Origin of the sequence: Streptomyces liliiviolaceus (genome assembly GCF_018070025.1) — a bacterium.
In the GTDB taxonomy this organism is placed as follows: Bacteria; Actinomycetota; Actinomycetes; order Streptomycetales; family Streptomycetaceae; genus Streptomyces; species Streptomyces liliiviolaceus.
The window spans coordinates 3393839-3408816 of sequence record NZ_JAGPYQ010000001.1 but is presented as its reverse complement, the minus strand read 5'-3'; the positions used below and the strand labels follow the sequence as shown (position 1 = coordinate 3408816).

Below are 14978 nucleotides of genomic sequence, written 5' to 3'. Positions count from 1 at the left end.
GCACCCATGCCCGCGCGCTCCATGGACCCCCGCACCCGCCGCTCCCGCGCCGCCCTGGAGACCGCCCTGCGGGAACTCATCGCCGAGCGCGACCTCAGCCAGATCTCGGTCTCCGACATCACGAAGCGCGCGAGCGTCAACCGGTCGACGTTCTACGAGCACTACACCGACGTGCACGATCTGGCCGCCGCCGCGTGCACGGCGGTCTTCGACGAGCTGGTGGCGGCCAGCCCGACGGTCGTTCCGCCGCTCAACGCCGAGGGCAGCCCCACGGTCGAGCTGTTGCCGGAGCTGTTCGCGCACGTCGCCGCACACGCCCCGCTCTACCGGGCCCTGCTGGGCGACGAAGGCAGCGCCCGTGTCATCAACCACCTGCTGCACCGGATGACGGTCGCGGCGTACGTCCGCCGCGTCCCGGCCGAGGAGACCGGCACTCCCGTACGCCCCCTGCCGGCGCCCGCGCCCACCGACGCGGACCCGGCGAAGGAGCGGGCGGAGGACCCGGCGGACGTCCCGCACGATCCGGCCGCCGCGTTCGTGGCGGGCGCGGTGCTCGGCACGGTCGTCGACTGGCTCCGCCGCGACTGCCCCGGCACACCCGAGACGATGGCCGCCGCGCTCTGGCCGCTGCTCATCGGCACGGCGAGGGCGGCGGGTTGGGGGACGGAAGGGCCCGGGGCGCCCCCGACCGCCGAATGATTTCGCGGCGCTTCACTACGTAAGCGCTCCGAAACATTCGAAGAACCGACCTCTCCTATTTGATCTCCTCCGAACGAATATCACGCGGCCGATACGGCAAGCCCTCCAACCGGCCATCCCCACCAGGTGATTAGCCCTCCTGCGCCACCCCACGTGACACGAATGTTTCGTAATCATGGGCGAAAATGTTGACGCTTGACGGGTCCAGGTCAACACTGTTCGACCAAACCCGCCCCGTGGAAGACGGAGGGAACCCGCACATGAACCTCACCCCCGCACAGCCGAACCGCAGGCAGGCCTGCGCCCTGCTGCTGGGCGCCGCGACCGCGCTCACGCTGCCCGGCACGGCCCACGCCGACACGGTCGTCACCACGAACCAGACCGGCACGAACAACGGGTACTACTACTCGTTCTGGACGGACGCGCAGGGCACGGTCTCCATGAACCTGGGCTCCGGCGGCAGTTACGGCACCACCTGGAGGAACACCGGGAACTTCGTCGCCGGCAAGGGCTGGAGCAACGGCAGCCGCAGGACGGTGACCTACTCGGGCTCCTTCAGCCCGTCCGGCAACGCCTACCTGACGCTCTACGGCTGGACGGCGAGCCCGCTGGTCGAGTACTACATCGTCGACAACTGGGGCACGTACCGGCCCACGGGCACGTACAAGGGCACGGTCACCAGCGACGGCGGGACGTACGACATCTACCAGACGACGCGGTACAACGCCCCGTCCGTCGAGGGCACCAAGACCTTCAACCAGTACTGGAGCGTCCGGCAGTCGAAGAGGACCGGCGGCAGCATCACCAGCGGCAACCACTTCGACGCCTGGGCACGGGCCGGGATGCCCCTCGGCACCTTCAAGTACTACATGATCCTCGCGACCGAGGGTTACCAGAGCAGCGGCAGCTCCAGCATCACGGTGGCGGCGTGAGCACCGGCGCCCGGCCGCGCCCCTGGACGACGGCGGTGGCCGCGGTCGCGCTGACGGCGGCGGGCACGCTCACCGTCGGCGCCGCTCCGGTGCACGCCGCCGCCTGCAACGGATACGTCGGGCTGACCTTCGACGACGGCCCGTCCGGCAGCACACCGGCCCTGCTCGGCGCGCTCACACAGAACGGGCTGCGGGCCACGATGTTCAACCAGGGCAACTACGCCGCAGCCAACCCGTCCCGGGTGCAGGCCCAGGTCGGCGCGGGCATGTGGGTCGGCAACCACAGCTACACCCACCCGCATCTGACCCAGCTCGGCCAGGCGCAGATCGACTCGGAGATCTCGCGGACCCGGCAGGCGATCGCGGCCGCGGGCGGCGGTACGCCGAAACTGTTCCGGCCGCCGTACGGCGAGACCAACGCGACGGTCCGGGCGGTCGAGGCCAAGTACGGGCTGACCGAGATCATCTGGAACGTGGACTCGCAGGACTGGAACAACGCGAGCACGGACGCGATCGTGCAGGCCGTCGGACGGCTCGGCAACGGCCAGGTCATCCTCATGCACGACTGGCCGGCCAACACGCTCGCCGCGATCCCGCGCATCGCCCAGAGCCTGACCGCCCGGGGCCTGTGCGCCGGCCGGATCTCCCCGCAGACCGGTCAGGCGGTGGCTCCCTGACCCACCGCCGGAGCTCGTCGGTGACGACCGGCCCGGCGTCGGCCGTCACCGGCGAGTGAGGCGCGAAGGACGCTCGGACCATGGCCGACTCGCGCTCTTCCGGCCCACCGACGCACTGCCCAGACTGCCCAACGGAACGGCAGAACGGCTGGACGGCAGGACGGCGGAACGTCAGGAGGGTACGGGGATGACTGCTCGCAAGCGGCAGAAAGCACAGACACGTGCACGGGTACGTACACGGGTGAAGGCGGCCGTGATCGGCGGCGTGGTACTGCTGGGCCTCCTCGCATTGTCCTGGTCGACCGTGTGGCCGTACGTCATGGCGGCCGTGCTCTTCGTCTGCATCGCGACGGTGGGCTGGTGGCTGTGGCGCACGGACCGGATCGTGCGCGCGCAGGACCGCCGCTGGCGTCGGAACGACGAGGTGGAGGCCGGCCGCCGGACCCTCGCGGAGGTGGACGCCATGACCGGCACGGAGTTCGAGGAACTGGTCGCCGGTCTGTGCCGCCGCGACGGGTGTACGGAGGTCCGCCGGGTGGGCGGTTCGCACGACAACGGCGCCGATGTCCTCGGGCGGCTCCCGGACGGCCGGACCATGGTGATCCAGTGCAAGCGGTACACACCGAGCAGCACGATCGCGAGCCGCGAACTGCGCGATCTGCTGGGCGCCAAGGTGCACTTCCGCGCAGATCTGGCCGTCTTCGTGGCGACCACGCGATTCAGCCGCCCTTCCGAGGAGTTCGCGGTCGAGCACGGAATCCTCGCCGTGCACCGGGACCACCTGGGGCTCTGGAACAACGGAGTCCCGCTCGCCTCCTTATGGGGCGTGAACGGTCGGGGCCAGGGAGACTTCCGCCACCGGGCGCGCTGGCGGCAGGCGTACGGCAAATGACCGAGCCACTGTTCGGTCCTCCCCGCACCCGGACTATTCGACCATCATTGAAAGCTTTGCGGCACGTCAACACAGGCACGGACACTGAATCCCACGCACCACAGAACTCGTACAACAGAACTCGCACAACAGTTCATGAACCACATTTCATGGACCACAAGGGGGAAGCATGAGATTCAACCGTTCCGTCCTGACCGCTGCCGCGTTCGCCGCCCTGGCGGTGGGGACCACGACCGCGCTGGCGGCGCCCGCCTCGGCCGCGCCCAACACCACACCGCAGAAGGTCTGCGGAAGCTCCTACAAGACCGTGAATTCGGCGGCCATCGGCACCCAGGGCACCGTCTATCTGACGTACAACGCCGCGAACGGCCAGAACTGTGTGGCGACCATCCGCAACAACCCGGGCACCGCGGTGAACATGTCCGCGTACGTCTACGTCCCCGAAACCCAGGAAGGCGCCGGCGACGACGGCGCGTACACGTCGTACGCGGGCCCGGCGTACGTGTACGGCAAGGGCCACTGCATCGACTGGGGCGGCAGCATCAACAACGTATTCGTACAGATCACGGGCTCGAACTGCGGCACCCTGAAGGAAAACCGGGTCACGTCGACCCGCTGACCCGCCGGCCCGCTGCCCCGCCGTTCCCGGGCGCCCGGGGAGGGCGCTGCGGGCAGACGAGTCGGGCTGTACGCCGGGTTTTTCTGACGCACCTTTCTGGCCTGCGCTTTCGCGGGCTGGATCGGTTGTGACCTGCTAGGTCGGGTTGCAGAGACATTCGAAGGCAGTCAGAGAAAACCGCTCTGATTCGACCCCGATTCGACCGGAGCCACTCGGAGCCCGTCAGAGGCAATCGCCCCTGACAAGAACCGAGTTGGTGCAGGTCGGGCGGTGTTGAGCAGGCGCTGCTTTTCTCGGGCAGCCCTCGGGAATCGCTTTCGGTCGAGCTGCGGTGGGGACGCCTGCCTCCAGGGTCGGAGCCAGGCATACAGAAGCCTCCAGGAAGGCAATCCTGGAGGCTTCTCTGGCACCGATTGGAGGTCGGTCCCGGACATCACCTGCGGTTTTCGCAGGCGCAGGTGGCGTCCTCGTCTTTGCGAGACGACTCCACTGTGCCACACACCACCCACCGGACAGACCTACACCGACGACTTCCCCACCCGCAGGAATGGCTGGGCCTTCACCGACTGCCCCGCTCCGCCGCTGACCTGATCCTGCTCGGAGATCTCACCGGCCGCTACGCAGCCGGCAGCTACAGCAGAACCGGCTCCGACGGCCGGACCCTGGCCCTGCGCAGCGACCGTCAGGGTGCGGCGGAGCACGGGCATCGGATCACCGCGGCGATCGCCTGTCATGTGGCGCGTGCCGGCGGAACCGTCGACGAGCTGACACGGCTGCTGTTGCACCCCGAGCACGAGGGCGGGCGGCACGCGCGCCACCTCGCACTGCGCTCCGGACAGCCGCGCGCCCTGGACTACCTCCGCCGGGTGTGGGCCAGCGCTTCGGCCGCCGTCCACGACAGCACCAGGGTCGAGTCCCGTCACCACGCGTACGAGGTCCTCGCCGCGCTGCGCGACCGCATCGAGACGACGCCCTGGCGCGGCACGCGGGGGCGGACCGCGCTGCGGGTGCTGCGGGCGCATCTGAACTTCGCCGAGATCGCGGGCGGTCCCCTGCACCATGCCAGCGAGCGGCAGACCGCGGAGGAAGCCGGGATCTCCCGCACGACCCTGCGGGCCGTCTACGAACTGGTCCTCAAGCCGCGGGGATGGCTACGCCGGCTGCGGGTCGGCCACGGCCGCGAAGGCTCGACCTGGTACCTCGACTTCGACAACCGCGCCTACGGCATGTCCTCTTCGACGTCTCGTGTCCGGACCACTCAGTTCCCCCCCGACCTGGCACTTGAGGAGTGGCCCACCCCTGAGACAGGTGCGGCGGCCGACATCGACTCCACCGTCATCGGCCGTCTGATGGGCCACGACGCCTTCACCCTTCACGGCCTCGGCAGCTCCGCACTGATGATCATCGGCGCCCTGCACCTGTATTCCGGACAGACTGTCGAAGAGCTGGTCGGCTCATCCTCAGTTTCCCGTGCCACTGCCTATCGCACTCTGCGACGCCTCGCCCTACACGGCCTGGTCCGACAGGACGGTCAGACGTGGGCTCTGACACCGCAGGCCCTGCAAGGCATTGGGCTGCCCCCTGACGCATCAGAACCGAGGCCAAAAGGGCTCCCCGCGCAGGGCTGGGACGCCCTCGCCCACGCTTACGGCACCGCGGGCACGGCTGCCCAGCGCAAAGCCCTACACATGGCTGAACGCGCGGTCTATCGCCAGGCGCTGGAACGGCTCACGGAGCACTGCAGCAGAGCCGTGGTGATCGTGCGCGACGGCCGCACGGTCCTGGTCCCGGCACCGCGGGCTGACGAGATCCCGGCCCATTGGTGCTCCCCCGACGGTTCCGTCCTCGACCCGACGACCGGACGCCCCGCCGCGGACTGGCGGGTGGCCACCGACGGGCGCCTCATCCTCATCACCCCAGCCGACCAGCGCAGTTACGACGAGCTGGCAGCAGCCCATGCCCAAGCCCTCAGCGAATGGGAGTCCGCCGCATGAACCCACAACCCCAACCACCTGCCGCTGCCCAGGAAGACGAGCCCACTCCTCAAGCGCTGCGGAAGCAGTACGAAGCCGGGGCCACGGTCGCCGACCTCGTCGCCACGAGCGGCCTCTCCTACGGCACGGTCCTCAACCGCCTGCGGCAAGCCCGGACGGTGATGCGCACCTCGTGGCAGACCCGCCGCCTGCGTGAGGACCCACAGGCCCGGCGGAATCTGGCTACCCGGCTGCGCACCCTCTACGACAAGCACGGCGCAACCCTCACCGACCTGGCCGCAGCCGGAGCCGGAACACGACGTGCCGCACGCTGTCTGCTGATCGAGGCTGGCGGCACCCCGCGCACCACACAGCAGACGCTGCGGATGCGCTCGGCTGCGGACGCTCCAGCCCGCAAGAAGCTCGCCGTGTCCCTGCGGGTGAAGTACGAGGCCGGGGCTTCCGTGCCGGAACTGGCCGAGGAGTGCCATTACTCCGTCACCACGGTCTACCGGCTCCTGCGCCTGGCCAAGACCCGGATGCGGCCCCCGCACCGACACGGCCCGACTCCCCACCGCAGGCGGCGCTCATGAGCAGCCCGAGTTCCGCCGCTGTCGCCGCCAGCGCTGGCCAGGACACCAGCGCACGCGCGCACCAACCCGGCTACAGGCGTACGGCACGCGCACCTCCATGTCGCGCAAGCCGCCACGCGTCGACGGCGTCGACCCGCACCGCAATGCATCGCCTCTTCCATTTCAGGAGATCACGCACGTGAATGAACTCACCCGTCACAAGACCCTGGCCAAAACCACGGCCGATGTCTGGGACGCCTTCGTCATCGTCATCGGCATGCTCAAGGGCGGCACCGGCAAGACCACCTCCGCCTGGTTCATCGCCCTCTACTACGCCATCGTGCTGGGCCTGCCCACCCTGCTGCTCGACGCGGACGCGACCAGCCAGTCCGCCTACGACTGGTTCAAAGTCGCGGCGTCCGCCGGCTTCGAGATCCCCAGCAACCTGGTCATCGAGCGCTACCCGTTCGATGACATCGCCGAATACATCCGCGACAAGCGCGCCGAGTTCGCAGCGATCGTCATCGACGTCGGCGGCGGCAGCGCCAAGCTGTTCCACGAGGCCGTCACCGAGGCGAACCGGCTGATCGTGCCGGTCGCCCCCACCAAGATCGAACGCCGCAAACTCGTCGCCACCTTCGACGAAGCCGAGCGCGCCGCAGCCCGCAACACCCGCGACATCACCGCCCACGTCGTGATGGTCAAAGCCGACGACCGCACCAGCCTCCCCCGCACCGCCAAGGACAAGCTGCTCCAGCCCGAGAAGGGCGAAGGCATCGGCCCGGACCGCGACGAACCGTTCCCGCTCGCCGACACCGTCATCCACGCCTGGGTCCACTACATGGAGGCCTTCGGCGAAATCCCCACCGACCTCAGCGAGTACACCGCACTCATGAAGGAGCTCAACGCAGCATGACCGACAGGATGAAGCCCCCGCCCCGCTCCAAAGGGCGTGCCCTGGGCACCACGGCAAAGAAGACGGCTCCGTCTCCACCCCCGCCGGCCGCCGAACTCACCCCCGAGCAGTTCGCCGCGGAACAAGCCGCCGCTCAAACAGCAGACGACGCGCAGGTCAACACGTCACAGGTGCGCCCCTCGGCCTCCGCAATCTCTGACAACCCGCAAGCCGAAGGCCACACCACCACAGCGTCTACAGAACGACACTCCTCCGCAACACCGGCCGCACAGCCGCCCACGCATGCCGCGGAGCACAACTCCGTATCCCGCGAGCCGGCGGCCACTGCCATCAGCAGTTCGCAAGCACGGCTGAGTTCGGGCGGACTTCCGGTTGCGGGCCAGGAGCAAGCGCAGACTGCCGACCACGCTCCGCGGAACAGAGCGTCCCACCACACCCGGACGGACCCAGCGGCGGCACAAGCTGCCGAGATCGCGGTCCATTCAGCAGCGCTTCCCCCGGCGGCCAGCACAACGTTTCCTGTGCGGGACGACGTTCGAGGCCTGTCGTATGAGCAGGACGCGCGAGCACAACCAGCAGCAAGCGAGGGAACACCCTGGGCCCACGGGCCCGGCCGACCCACAAACATCCCCGAGGCCGCCGTGGTCCTCAACCAGCGCATCATCACCCGCGAGAGCCTGGACTCCTCGGTCCCCGCAGCGTTGAAGCTGAAGAAGCGGATCAAACGCTTCGCCCTGGACAACGAACTCGACCACCTGCCCATCGGCGACATCGTCTCCGTCGCCCTGGACGAGTGGCTCACCACCCGCGGGTTCTGACCCGCCACGCGGCGCCCGGGTGGCCGCGAACACACCACACGTTCACGGCCACCCGTCGCCCGACTATTCCAATAGTCCACTAGGCCAATAGGCGGCTCACTATTCCACTAGTGGGCCGAACCGGAGCATCCCATGCCCGACCTCTCGCACCACTCCCGCCAACTACGCGACCTCGCCGACCTACTGGAATCCCAAAACAGTCACCCGGAATACCCAAATGATCCCCACCCAGACACGCACGAGATCCTCACCGGCCGTCACATCAACCGAGGCCAACTCAACTACGCCGTACCCGACGCACTGCAACTCCAACGACGCATCCGCCGCTACAACGCCGACTCCGGCATCCCCCACGGCGACATCGTCGCCCTCGCCCTCGACACCTACCTTCGGGCCAAGGGCTACCCGCCCCACCTCACGCAACCAGAAACAACGGCACCATGACCAAGCAACTGTCACAAGGGTCCGATCCTCCAGGAGTAGCGCATCCCGGTCGGCGCCGAAGCACTTCTCGCTCCTAGGACCTGTTGTCAGAGCGTGATTGTCTTTTCGGCCTTCTACTGTCGGTGCACGATCATCATGGGCTTGTGAGTAGATACACAGAGGTCATCGACTTGGCGCGAGGGGCCGAGAGGTGATGGAACCCCGCACTTGGAAGTAGGCGGCTGAATCGTGTAGGCGAGGAGGGACTCCCCAGGTCGTCAGTTCTTCGGCGAGGTCCGGCCGAGGGGATCAGAGGGCGTAGGCGGTACGCCAGGAGCAGGCACGGCGCAGCCACCACATGTGCGGGGGGCAAGGCGAGGTGCTCGTACGCGACTTCCCAGGCACGGGTGCATCTCTGCATGTGCGGGGAGCAGTTAAGGGTGCTCGTCTGCACGCCGCCTGCCTTGGGTCGATCCCCGCGTGCGCGGGGAGCAGCTGAAGGCGGCGGTCGGCCGGGGCGGTGACGCGGGTCCATCCCTGCGTGCGCAGGGAGCAGTCCGCCGGCACCCGGCTCAGGACCTCGTCGGTGGGTCCATCCCCGCATGCGCGGAGAGCAGCGCCTGGCCGCGTTGAAGCCGTCCCTGAGCAAGGGTCCATCCCCGCGTGCGCGGGGAGCAGTCGGCCGAACTGGTCGCCGATGTCGACGAGGCGGGTCCATCCCCGCGTGCGTGGGGAGCAGGACTCCGCGGACTCCAGCGCGTCGGCGGCGATGGGTCCATCCCCGCGTGCGCGGGGAGCAGTTGTTGCGGGTGGTGACCAGGCGCACGCAGGTGGGTCCATCCCCGCGTGCGCGGGGAGCAGCACACGCCGCGGGTGACGGCGTCGTCGCCCTGGGGTCCATCCCCGCGTGCGCGGGGAGCAGACCGCCCCGTCGGGGTCGACGGTGTCGGTCGCGGGTCCATCCCCGCGTGCGCGGGGAGCAGGTAGGGGGCGGGGGCGTTACTCATGGGCGGTGGGGTCCATCCCCGCGTGCGCGGGGAGCAGGTCGTACGAGACGCCCGCCTGTACCGGGCGCAGGGTCCATCCCCGCGTGCGCGGGGAGCAGTTGGGCCACAGGCTGGTGTCGACGGTGTTGTCGGGTCCATCCCCGCGTGCGCGGGGAGCAGGCGGTGTGCGCCGCGAGAAAGCCGCGCACCTCGGGTCCATCCCCGCGTGCGCGGGGAGCAGCACCGCGACGGCGGCACGAACGACTACGCCGAGGGTCCATCCCCGCGTGCGCGGGGAGCAGGTTGCACAGTAACTCGCACATGCATCACGGTAGGGTCCATCCCCGCGTGCGCGGGGAGCAGCGCCGGGCCCGGAGCTGCGCTCGGATCTCCGGGGGTCCATCCCCGCGTGCGCGGGGAGCAGGAGGACGGCCTGTCGTGTGGGCTGGGTCATGGGGGTCCATCCCCGCGTGCGCGGGGAGCAGTAGCGGCACGCTCACGCAACAACGCGTTCAGCGGGTCCATCCCCGCGTGCGCGGGGAGCAGCACCTGCTCGATGAAGCCGTCGCCGACCAGTTGGGTCCATCCCCGCGTGCGCGGGGAGCAGACTGCGTGACCTGGTACTTTAACGTCGTTCAGCTCGGTTTCCGAGCAGTTTCATCGATTCCGGCAAAAAGAACATAACGGAGGCTCACTCAGGTCGCAGGGTGCAGCGAGCCCTGCCGGCGGCAGAGCCATCGGCGGATGATACGGCTTGTCGTGTGCGGCCACGCCGATTGCGCAGGAATGGCCTCTTCGGTCAATTCTTTTTCCTCATATGCCGGTTGCGGCCTGCGCTTTGCCTGCATGCATCAGGGATGACGGATCCCCACGCGGGCGGGGATGCACCCTCCCTACCGAACCCATCGCCGCCAAGACCGCCCTACTCCCCGCGAATACGGGGATGGACCCGCCTCGGGCGCGAGCCGACCCCGCTTCAGACTCCGCCCCCCATGCACGCAGGGATGGACCCCGGCTCATGTGGTGCCTGGCGGCCCCCCGCAGGCTGCTCTTGGCGCATGCGGGCATAGCCCCGCCAGAACGCGAGCGCGGGGACACGGGTCAAGGGCTACCCCAGCCCATGTAGTGGTGAGCCGTCCGCAGCATCCGTGATCTATCTCGACAGGTGTCACTTCGGTCGGAATTTTTCAGATTTACCGACTAAGCAATCAATTGACTAACAATTTGAAATATTCAACAGGCAGGGCGTTAGTTATAGGTAATCATCTGATTCATGGAAAGCACCGAACGCACTCACTTCCTTGCCGATCAAACACAGAGGCTCCCTGCCGGCCAGACACCTGATTGTTGGGCATTGACGGCTGTTCGTGCGAGCACAGGTACAGCATTCGCCGCCATGGCTAGCCGACTCTACCTTCCAGGGGCATCGTCGCCTACCGCGCATTCCGGACTCGCAAGTGGAGGGGGCGTCGGGGCAGTCCTTAACCGTCCGGCCGGACGAGGGCGATTAACCCATTGGCCGCTTACACAGAGGAAAAACATGACTCCATGCAGATTCCCATAACTCGATGATATTTCGAGAATGCGCGCATTCCCCGATAGCGCGGGGATGGCCCCAGGCAGGGCGTCAGTTGCACGTACTCCCCGCGCCTGCGGGGATGAAACCCCGATCGGTTTGCCGAGGCAGTCGAAGTAGACCTGCTCACCGGACCCGCAAGAAGTTCCGCCGGTCCTGTTCCCATGCATGCAGGGGATGGATCCATCCCTCTGGTCCTCGGCAACTGTTCCCCGCCCCCACAGAAGCACTCTCGCCCGCCGGTTCGCCAGGATCCTGTAGCAGCTCCACTGTCCGTACCATTCGTTTGGCTGCGACCGAAACTTCGGAGCCAAGCCAGCTGGAGGGCATCTCGGCAGACGGCAACCAGCAGGGGTGTGGGCATTCAGGCAGAGGATGGTATCGGCTGCGAGTGCGTCGCCGCTCGGCTTGCCCGGAGAACGGCCGGTCTCAAGCCGCGATTCCAGGCCGCAAGGGGAGCTGCTCCGGCGGCTACAGGCTCGTTGCCGAGCCTCTTCGCGTCTGCGGCCGCCGGCGTGGATCTCGTGGCCTCTCCGCCATGGTCCTCGTCAGCTCTGCCACACAGGATGCCAAGCAGACGCAAGTTATCTATTCTGACGAGGGGTCACACAGGCGGGGGCGGGATGGCATCGGGGGAAGCGGGGCCGGAGACCGACGCGGTCCGTCGCGAGTTCGCGCTGGAAAGATACCGGTACATCCTTCAGCAGATCAACGCGGTCAACGAGAATGCGCACCGCTTCTTGGCGCTCTACCAAACGCTGGCCACGGCACTTGTCAGTGCGGCACTGGCTCTCTTCGTCGGCTACCGGAACTGGGACGTGCCGGCCTCCACCGCACGAGGCGGGGTCATCGGGTTACTGATCCTCGCCACGGTGGTTGCCGCCTTCACCAGCACGCTCATCCTGGTGGGAGCCCTGGCCTGGCTCGATTTCCGCAATGAGGAGTGCGATATCACCGACGAGGTGGTCGGTCCCGGATTCCGTAAGCGTCCGCGTCCGGGCAACTTCCTGCGCTGGTACGAGACCTATGTGCTGCTCTTCATCATCGTCTCGGTGATCGCCATGTGGGTGCTCGCCGCATTTCTCCTTCTGCCGGCTATGAGGTGACTGTTCACGGTGCCCGAGCACAGCTACACCAGCACGTCCCTGTGGCGCGAAACTCTCTCCGCACGTCCTGACGGGGACATCCACGCCGAACAGCGCGAACGGCTCCGTACGTCGTATGTCGAGCTGCGCCGTATGGCCGCGGTTCTCCTCAAGGAGAACGAGCACAGCATGCCCGACTTCACTGTGCACGACATCAGTCATGTCGATGCCCTGTGGGAAACGGCCGATCTCGTGTGCGGGGGCGAGGTGACGCTCAACCCCGCCGAGGCGTACGTGCTGGCCTGCGCCTTTGTCCTGCACGACGCGGCGATGGGAGCCGCAGCGTACGGGACGAGCGTGCAAGAGACTCTGGGCGACAAGCGCTGGCACGATCTGGTGTCGGTGGCCTACTACGACCGGAGGGGCTGCTGGCCCGAGCAGCACGAGTTGGACGCGCCGCCTGCGGAAATAGCCGAGGCGTGCCGGGCAGTCGCGATCCGTCAAACGCATGCGGAGCAGGCCCGGCGGCTGGTGGACCAGCCCTGGCCCTCCAGCACCGGCAACGAGATCCACCTCATCGGAGAGGTCCAACTCCGCGAGGTGTATGGCCCCCTGATCGGCGACCTCGCCGCCAGTCACTGGTGGCCTGTAAGCCGGCTGCCAGGCGAGTTCCGCCACACAATTGGCTCGTTGCCCTGGCAGCCAAGTGAATGGACCATCGAGCCACTCAAGCTGGCCTGCGTCCTCCGGCTGGCCGACGCAACCCAAGTCGACAGCCGCCGGGCTCCCACTCTGTTGTTTTCCATACGTGATCCCCAGGGCACGGCACGCGAGCACTGGCGCTTCCAGGAGCACGTCAGTCGCCCACGTCGCGAGGGCGACCGCGTCCGGTACACCTCGTTGCGCCCGTTTACCCCGCGAGATGCCGCCTCTTGGTGGCTGGCCCTCGAATATCTCCGCGGCGTCGACCGGGAATTGAGGTCGGTCGACTCCCTCCTGCACGACCTCGGCCGGGACCGATTCGCGGCTCGTGCGGTCGCCGGAGTGGACTCCCCCGAGCGCTTCGCCGAACTCTTCCGCGTACAGGGCTGGCGTCCCATCGACGCGACGATCAAGGTCTCGGACATTCCCGCACTGGTCAAGGGGCTGGGTGGCGAACAGCTGTACGGAGACGAACCCGAGGTCGGCGTCCGGGAACTGCTGCAGAACGCCCAGGACGCGGTCCAGGCCCGGCGCGCCTTGCAACCCGGCTTCGCTGACGGACGCATTGAGGTCAAACTCACCGAAGCTGACGGCGTTTGGTGCTTCGAGATACGCGATAACGGCGTGGGCATGGATGAGGAGACCCTCATCCATGGTCTCCTCGACTTCGGCAGGAGCGGTTGGAGCTCCGCCGACATCCGCAATAAGCTCCCCGGGCTGGCCGACGGCGGTTTCCAGCCCAGCGGCCGGTTCGGCATCGGCTTCTTCTCCGTCTTCCTGCTAGGTGACCGCATCGAGCTGATCACCCGCCGCTATGACTCCTCCACGCAGGACGCCCGACGCCTCTCCTTCGAGGGCCCCTCCCATCGCCCCCTCCTGACACCGCTGCCCTCGCACGACTGGGTCCCGGAGGGGACAACTGTCCGTGTCACGCTCAAGAGGAGTCCCAACGACGTACTGGGTTTGCTCTACAAGACCGACGATGACCTGCTCACCCAGCTCGTCCGTCGGTTGGCCCTGGAGAACTCAGTGCCCATCCACACCTGGGAGCCCGGCTCCAACGACCCGGATATCCTCGCTCCGTTCTCGCTGGCCGCGGGGTCACCGGAGGAAGTCTTCGACCGTCTCTATCCGCCCTCAGCCGTCAGCCGGCGCACCGGGGAGGAAAAGCAGCGTCTTCAGGTACGAGATGACTTCACCAGCCAAGCCACCGAGTTGCTGGACGACAAAGGACAACGGATCGGGCTCGCCACGCTCTGGAACAGCCTGCGTCACACGACACGGCGCACCTTCAAGGGCACTGTCACAGTGAACGGCCTGCTCGCCGACACGTCGGTGTCCTTCTCCGGCTATCTCGCCGGCCAACCCAGTCGCGCCTCCCGGGACAAGGCGCAACTCGTCGCAGACCAGGATCAGGTCCGGCTCTGGATGCGACGGCAGGAACAGCGACTGCGTGAGAACGGAGAGTTCGGGGATCCGGTGCAACTTGAATTGGCCTACACCTTCACGAAGGCGTTCAATGAACTCCCCGGCGACATCGCCTTCGCCCTCACATCAGAGGGTGTACTGACGCCAGACGATATAGCCGACTGGGCCGCAAGCAAAACCGAGATCTTTTTGGCCGCCGGTACGCCTCTGGCCCTGCGGAGCCGCCCCCCAGTGGCTTACATCTTCGTGTCCGGGCAAACAGTCAGGCTGCCCGACAACTGGCTCGCCATCTTCACCTCGGTACTTGCCCCGCCCTTGGCCGACGTCTTCCCAGACGTCGCGGCGCGCGACCCCGCTTATGAGTCGGCCCGCAATGACCGCACGCTCACCTGGCAGAAGCAGTGGTGGCGTTGGTCGGGGGACCTGTACGGACTCTTCCTGCGAGCGCTATGCCAAGCGTGGTCGTGCACAATCGAGTCCTTACTCGCCCCCATCCAGCAACGCGACTGGTCAGACGCCCGTTTCCTGGAGCACGAGGATCTGGGCCCCGTCTCGGGCTACCTCCTGACCCGCCCCCTCCCTGAACGACAACAGTAAGCATGGCCGACGGGCAGCGGTGCGACTGTCGGTGCGGCCACCGTTGTTCGAGAACCAATTTCACGCCGCAGGAACTCCGGTGT

The 14978-nt window shown here is 67.4% G+C and carries 11 protein-coding genes, 1 pseudogene and 1 CRISPR repeat array; all 12 genes and pseudogenes read left to right on the top strand.

The features are described 5' to 3' along the window. The first annotated feature begins 6 nt into the window (after positions 1–6). The 12 genes and pseudogenes from J8N05_RS14870 (at position 7) to J8N05_RS14815 (ending at position 14895) form a co-directional block, all read left to right on the top strand. Positions 7–699, top strand: coding sequence for a TetR/AcrR family transcriptional regulator (locus tag J8N05_RS14870; protein WP_210883164.1), 693 nt, complete (start codon positions 7–9; stop codon positions 697–699). A 260-nt stretch (positions 700–959) separates the two neighbouring features. Then, the gene (locus J8N05_RS14865; RefSeq protein WP_210883162.1) at positions 960–1631 is read left to right on the top strand and encodes a glycoside hydrolase family 11 protein; all 672 of its coding nucleotides are present in this window, start codon (positions 960–962) and stop codon (positions 1629–1631) included. A 35-nt stretch (positions 1632–1666) separates the two neighbouring features. Further along, positions 1667–2305: pseudogene (locus tag J8N05_RS14860) on the top strand (polysaccharide deacetylase family protein); the annotation flags it as partial. Positions 2306–2495: 190 nt separating this feature from the next. Continuing rightward, positions 2496–3200, top strand: a complete 705-nt coding sequence (locus J8N05_RS14855; RefSeq protein ID WP_210883159.1) for a restriction endonuclease — start codon at positions 2496–2498, stop codon at positions 3198–3200. A 169-nt stretch (positions 3201–3369) separates the two neighbouring features. Then, positions 3370–3819 (top strand): spore-associated protein, encoded by a 450-nt coding sequence (locus J8N05_RS14850; RefSeq protein ID WP_210883157.1) that lies wholly within the window; start codon positions 3370–3372, stop codon positions 3817–3819. Between the two features lie 491 nt (positions 3820–4310). After that, complete coding sequence (locus tag J8N05_RS14845; RefSeq protein WP_247706283.1) at positions 4311–5813, top strand: helix-turn-helix domain-containing protein; 1503 nt, start codon at positions 4311–4313, stop codon at positions 5811–5813. Continuing rightward, on the top strand, positions 5810–6385 hold the full coding sequence (locus J8N05_RS14840) for a helix-turn-helix domain-containing protein (protein ID WP_210883155.1): 576 nt from the start codon (positions 5810–5812) through the stop codon (positions 6383–6385). Before J8N05_RS14845 ends, J8N05_RS14840 begins: the two co-directional genes overlap by 4 nt. Before the next feature lie 97 nt (positions 6386–6482). Then, positions 6483–7280 (top strand): ParA family protein, encoded by a 798-nt coding sequence (locus J8N05_RS14835; RefSeq protein ID WP_247706282.1) that lies wholly within the window; start codon positions 6483–6485, stop codon positions 7278–7280. A gap of 641 nt (positions 7281–7921) precedes the next feature. Further along, the gene (locus J8N05_RS14830) at positions 7922–8098 is read left to right on the top strand and encodes a hypothetical protein (protein WP_210883153.1); all 177 of its coding nucleotides are present in this window, start codon (positions 7922–7924) and stop codon (positions 8096–8098) included. 132 nt (positions 8099–8230) lie between these two features. After that, the gene (locus tag J8N05_RS14825) at positions 8231–8542 is read left to right on the top strand and encodes a hypothetical protein (RefSeq protein ID WP_210883151.1); all 312 of its coding nucleotides are present in this window, start codon (positions 8231–8233) and stop codon (positions 8540–8542) included. A gap of 384 nt (positions 8543–8926) precedes the next feature. After that, positions 8927–10114: a CRISPR direct-repeat array (repeat unit 29 nt; unit sequence GGGTCCATCCCCGCGTGCGCGGGGAGCAG). Positions 10115–11706: 1592 nt separating this feature from the next. Continuing rightward, entirely contained in the window at positions 11707–12189 is a 483-nt protein-coding gene (locus J8N05_RS14820) for a hypothetical protein (RefSeq protein WP_210883149.1), read from the top strand. Positions 12190–12198: 9 nt separating this feature from the next. Next, positions 12199–14895 (top strand): HD domain-containing protein, encoded by a 2697-nt coding sequence (locus J8N05_RS14815; protein WP_210883148.1) that lies wholly within the window; start codon positions 12199–12201, stop codon positions 14893–14895. Positions 14896–14978: the final 83 nt, after the last annotated feature.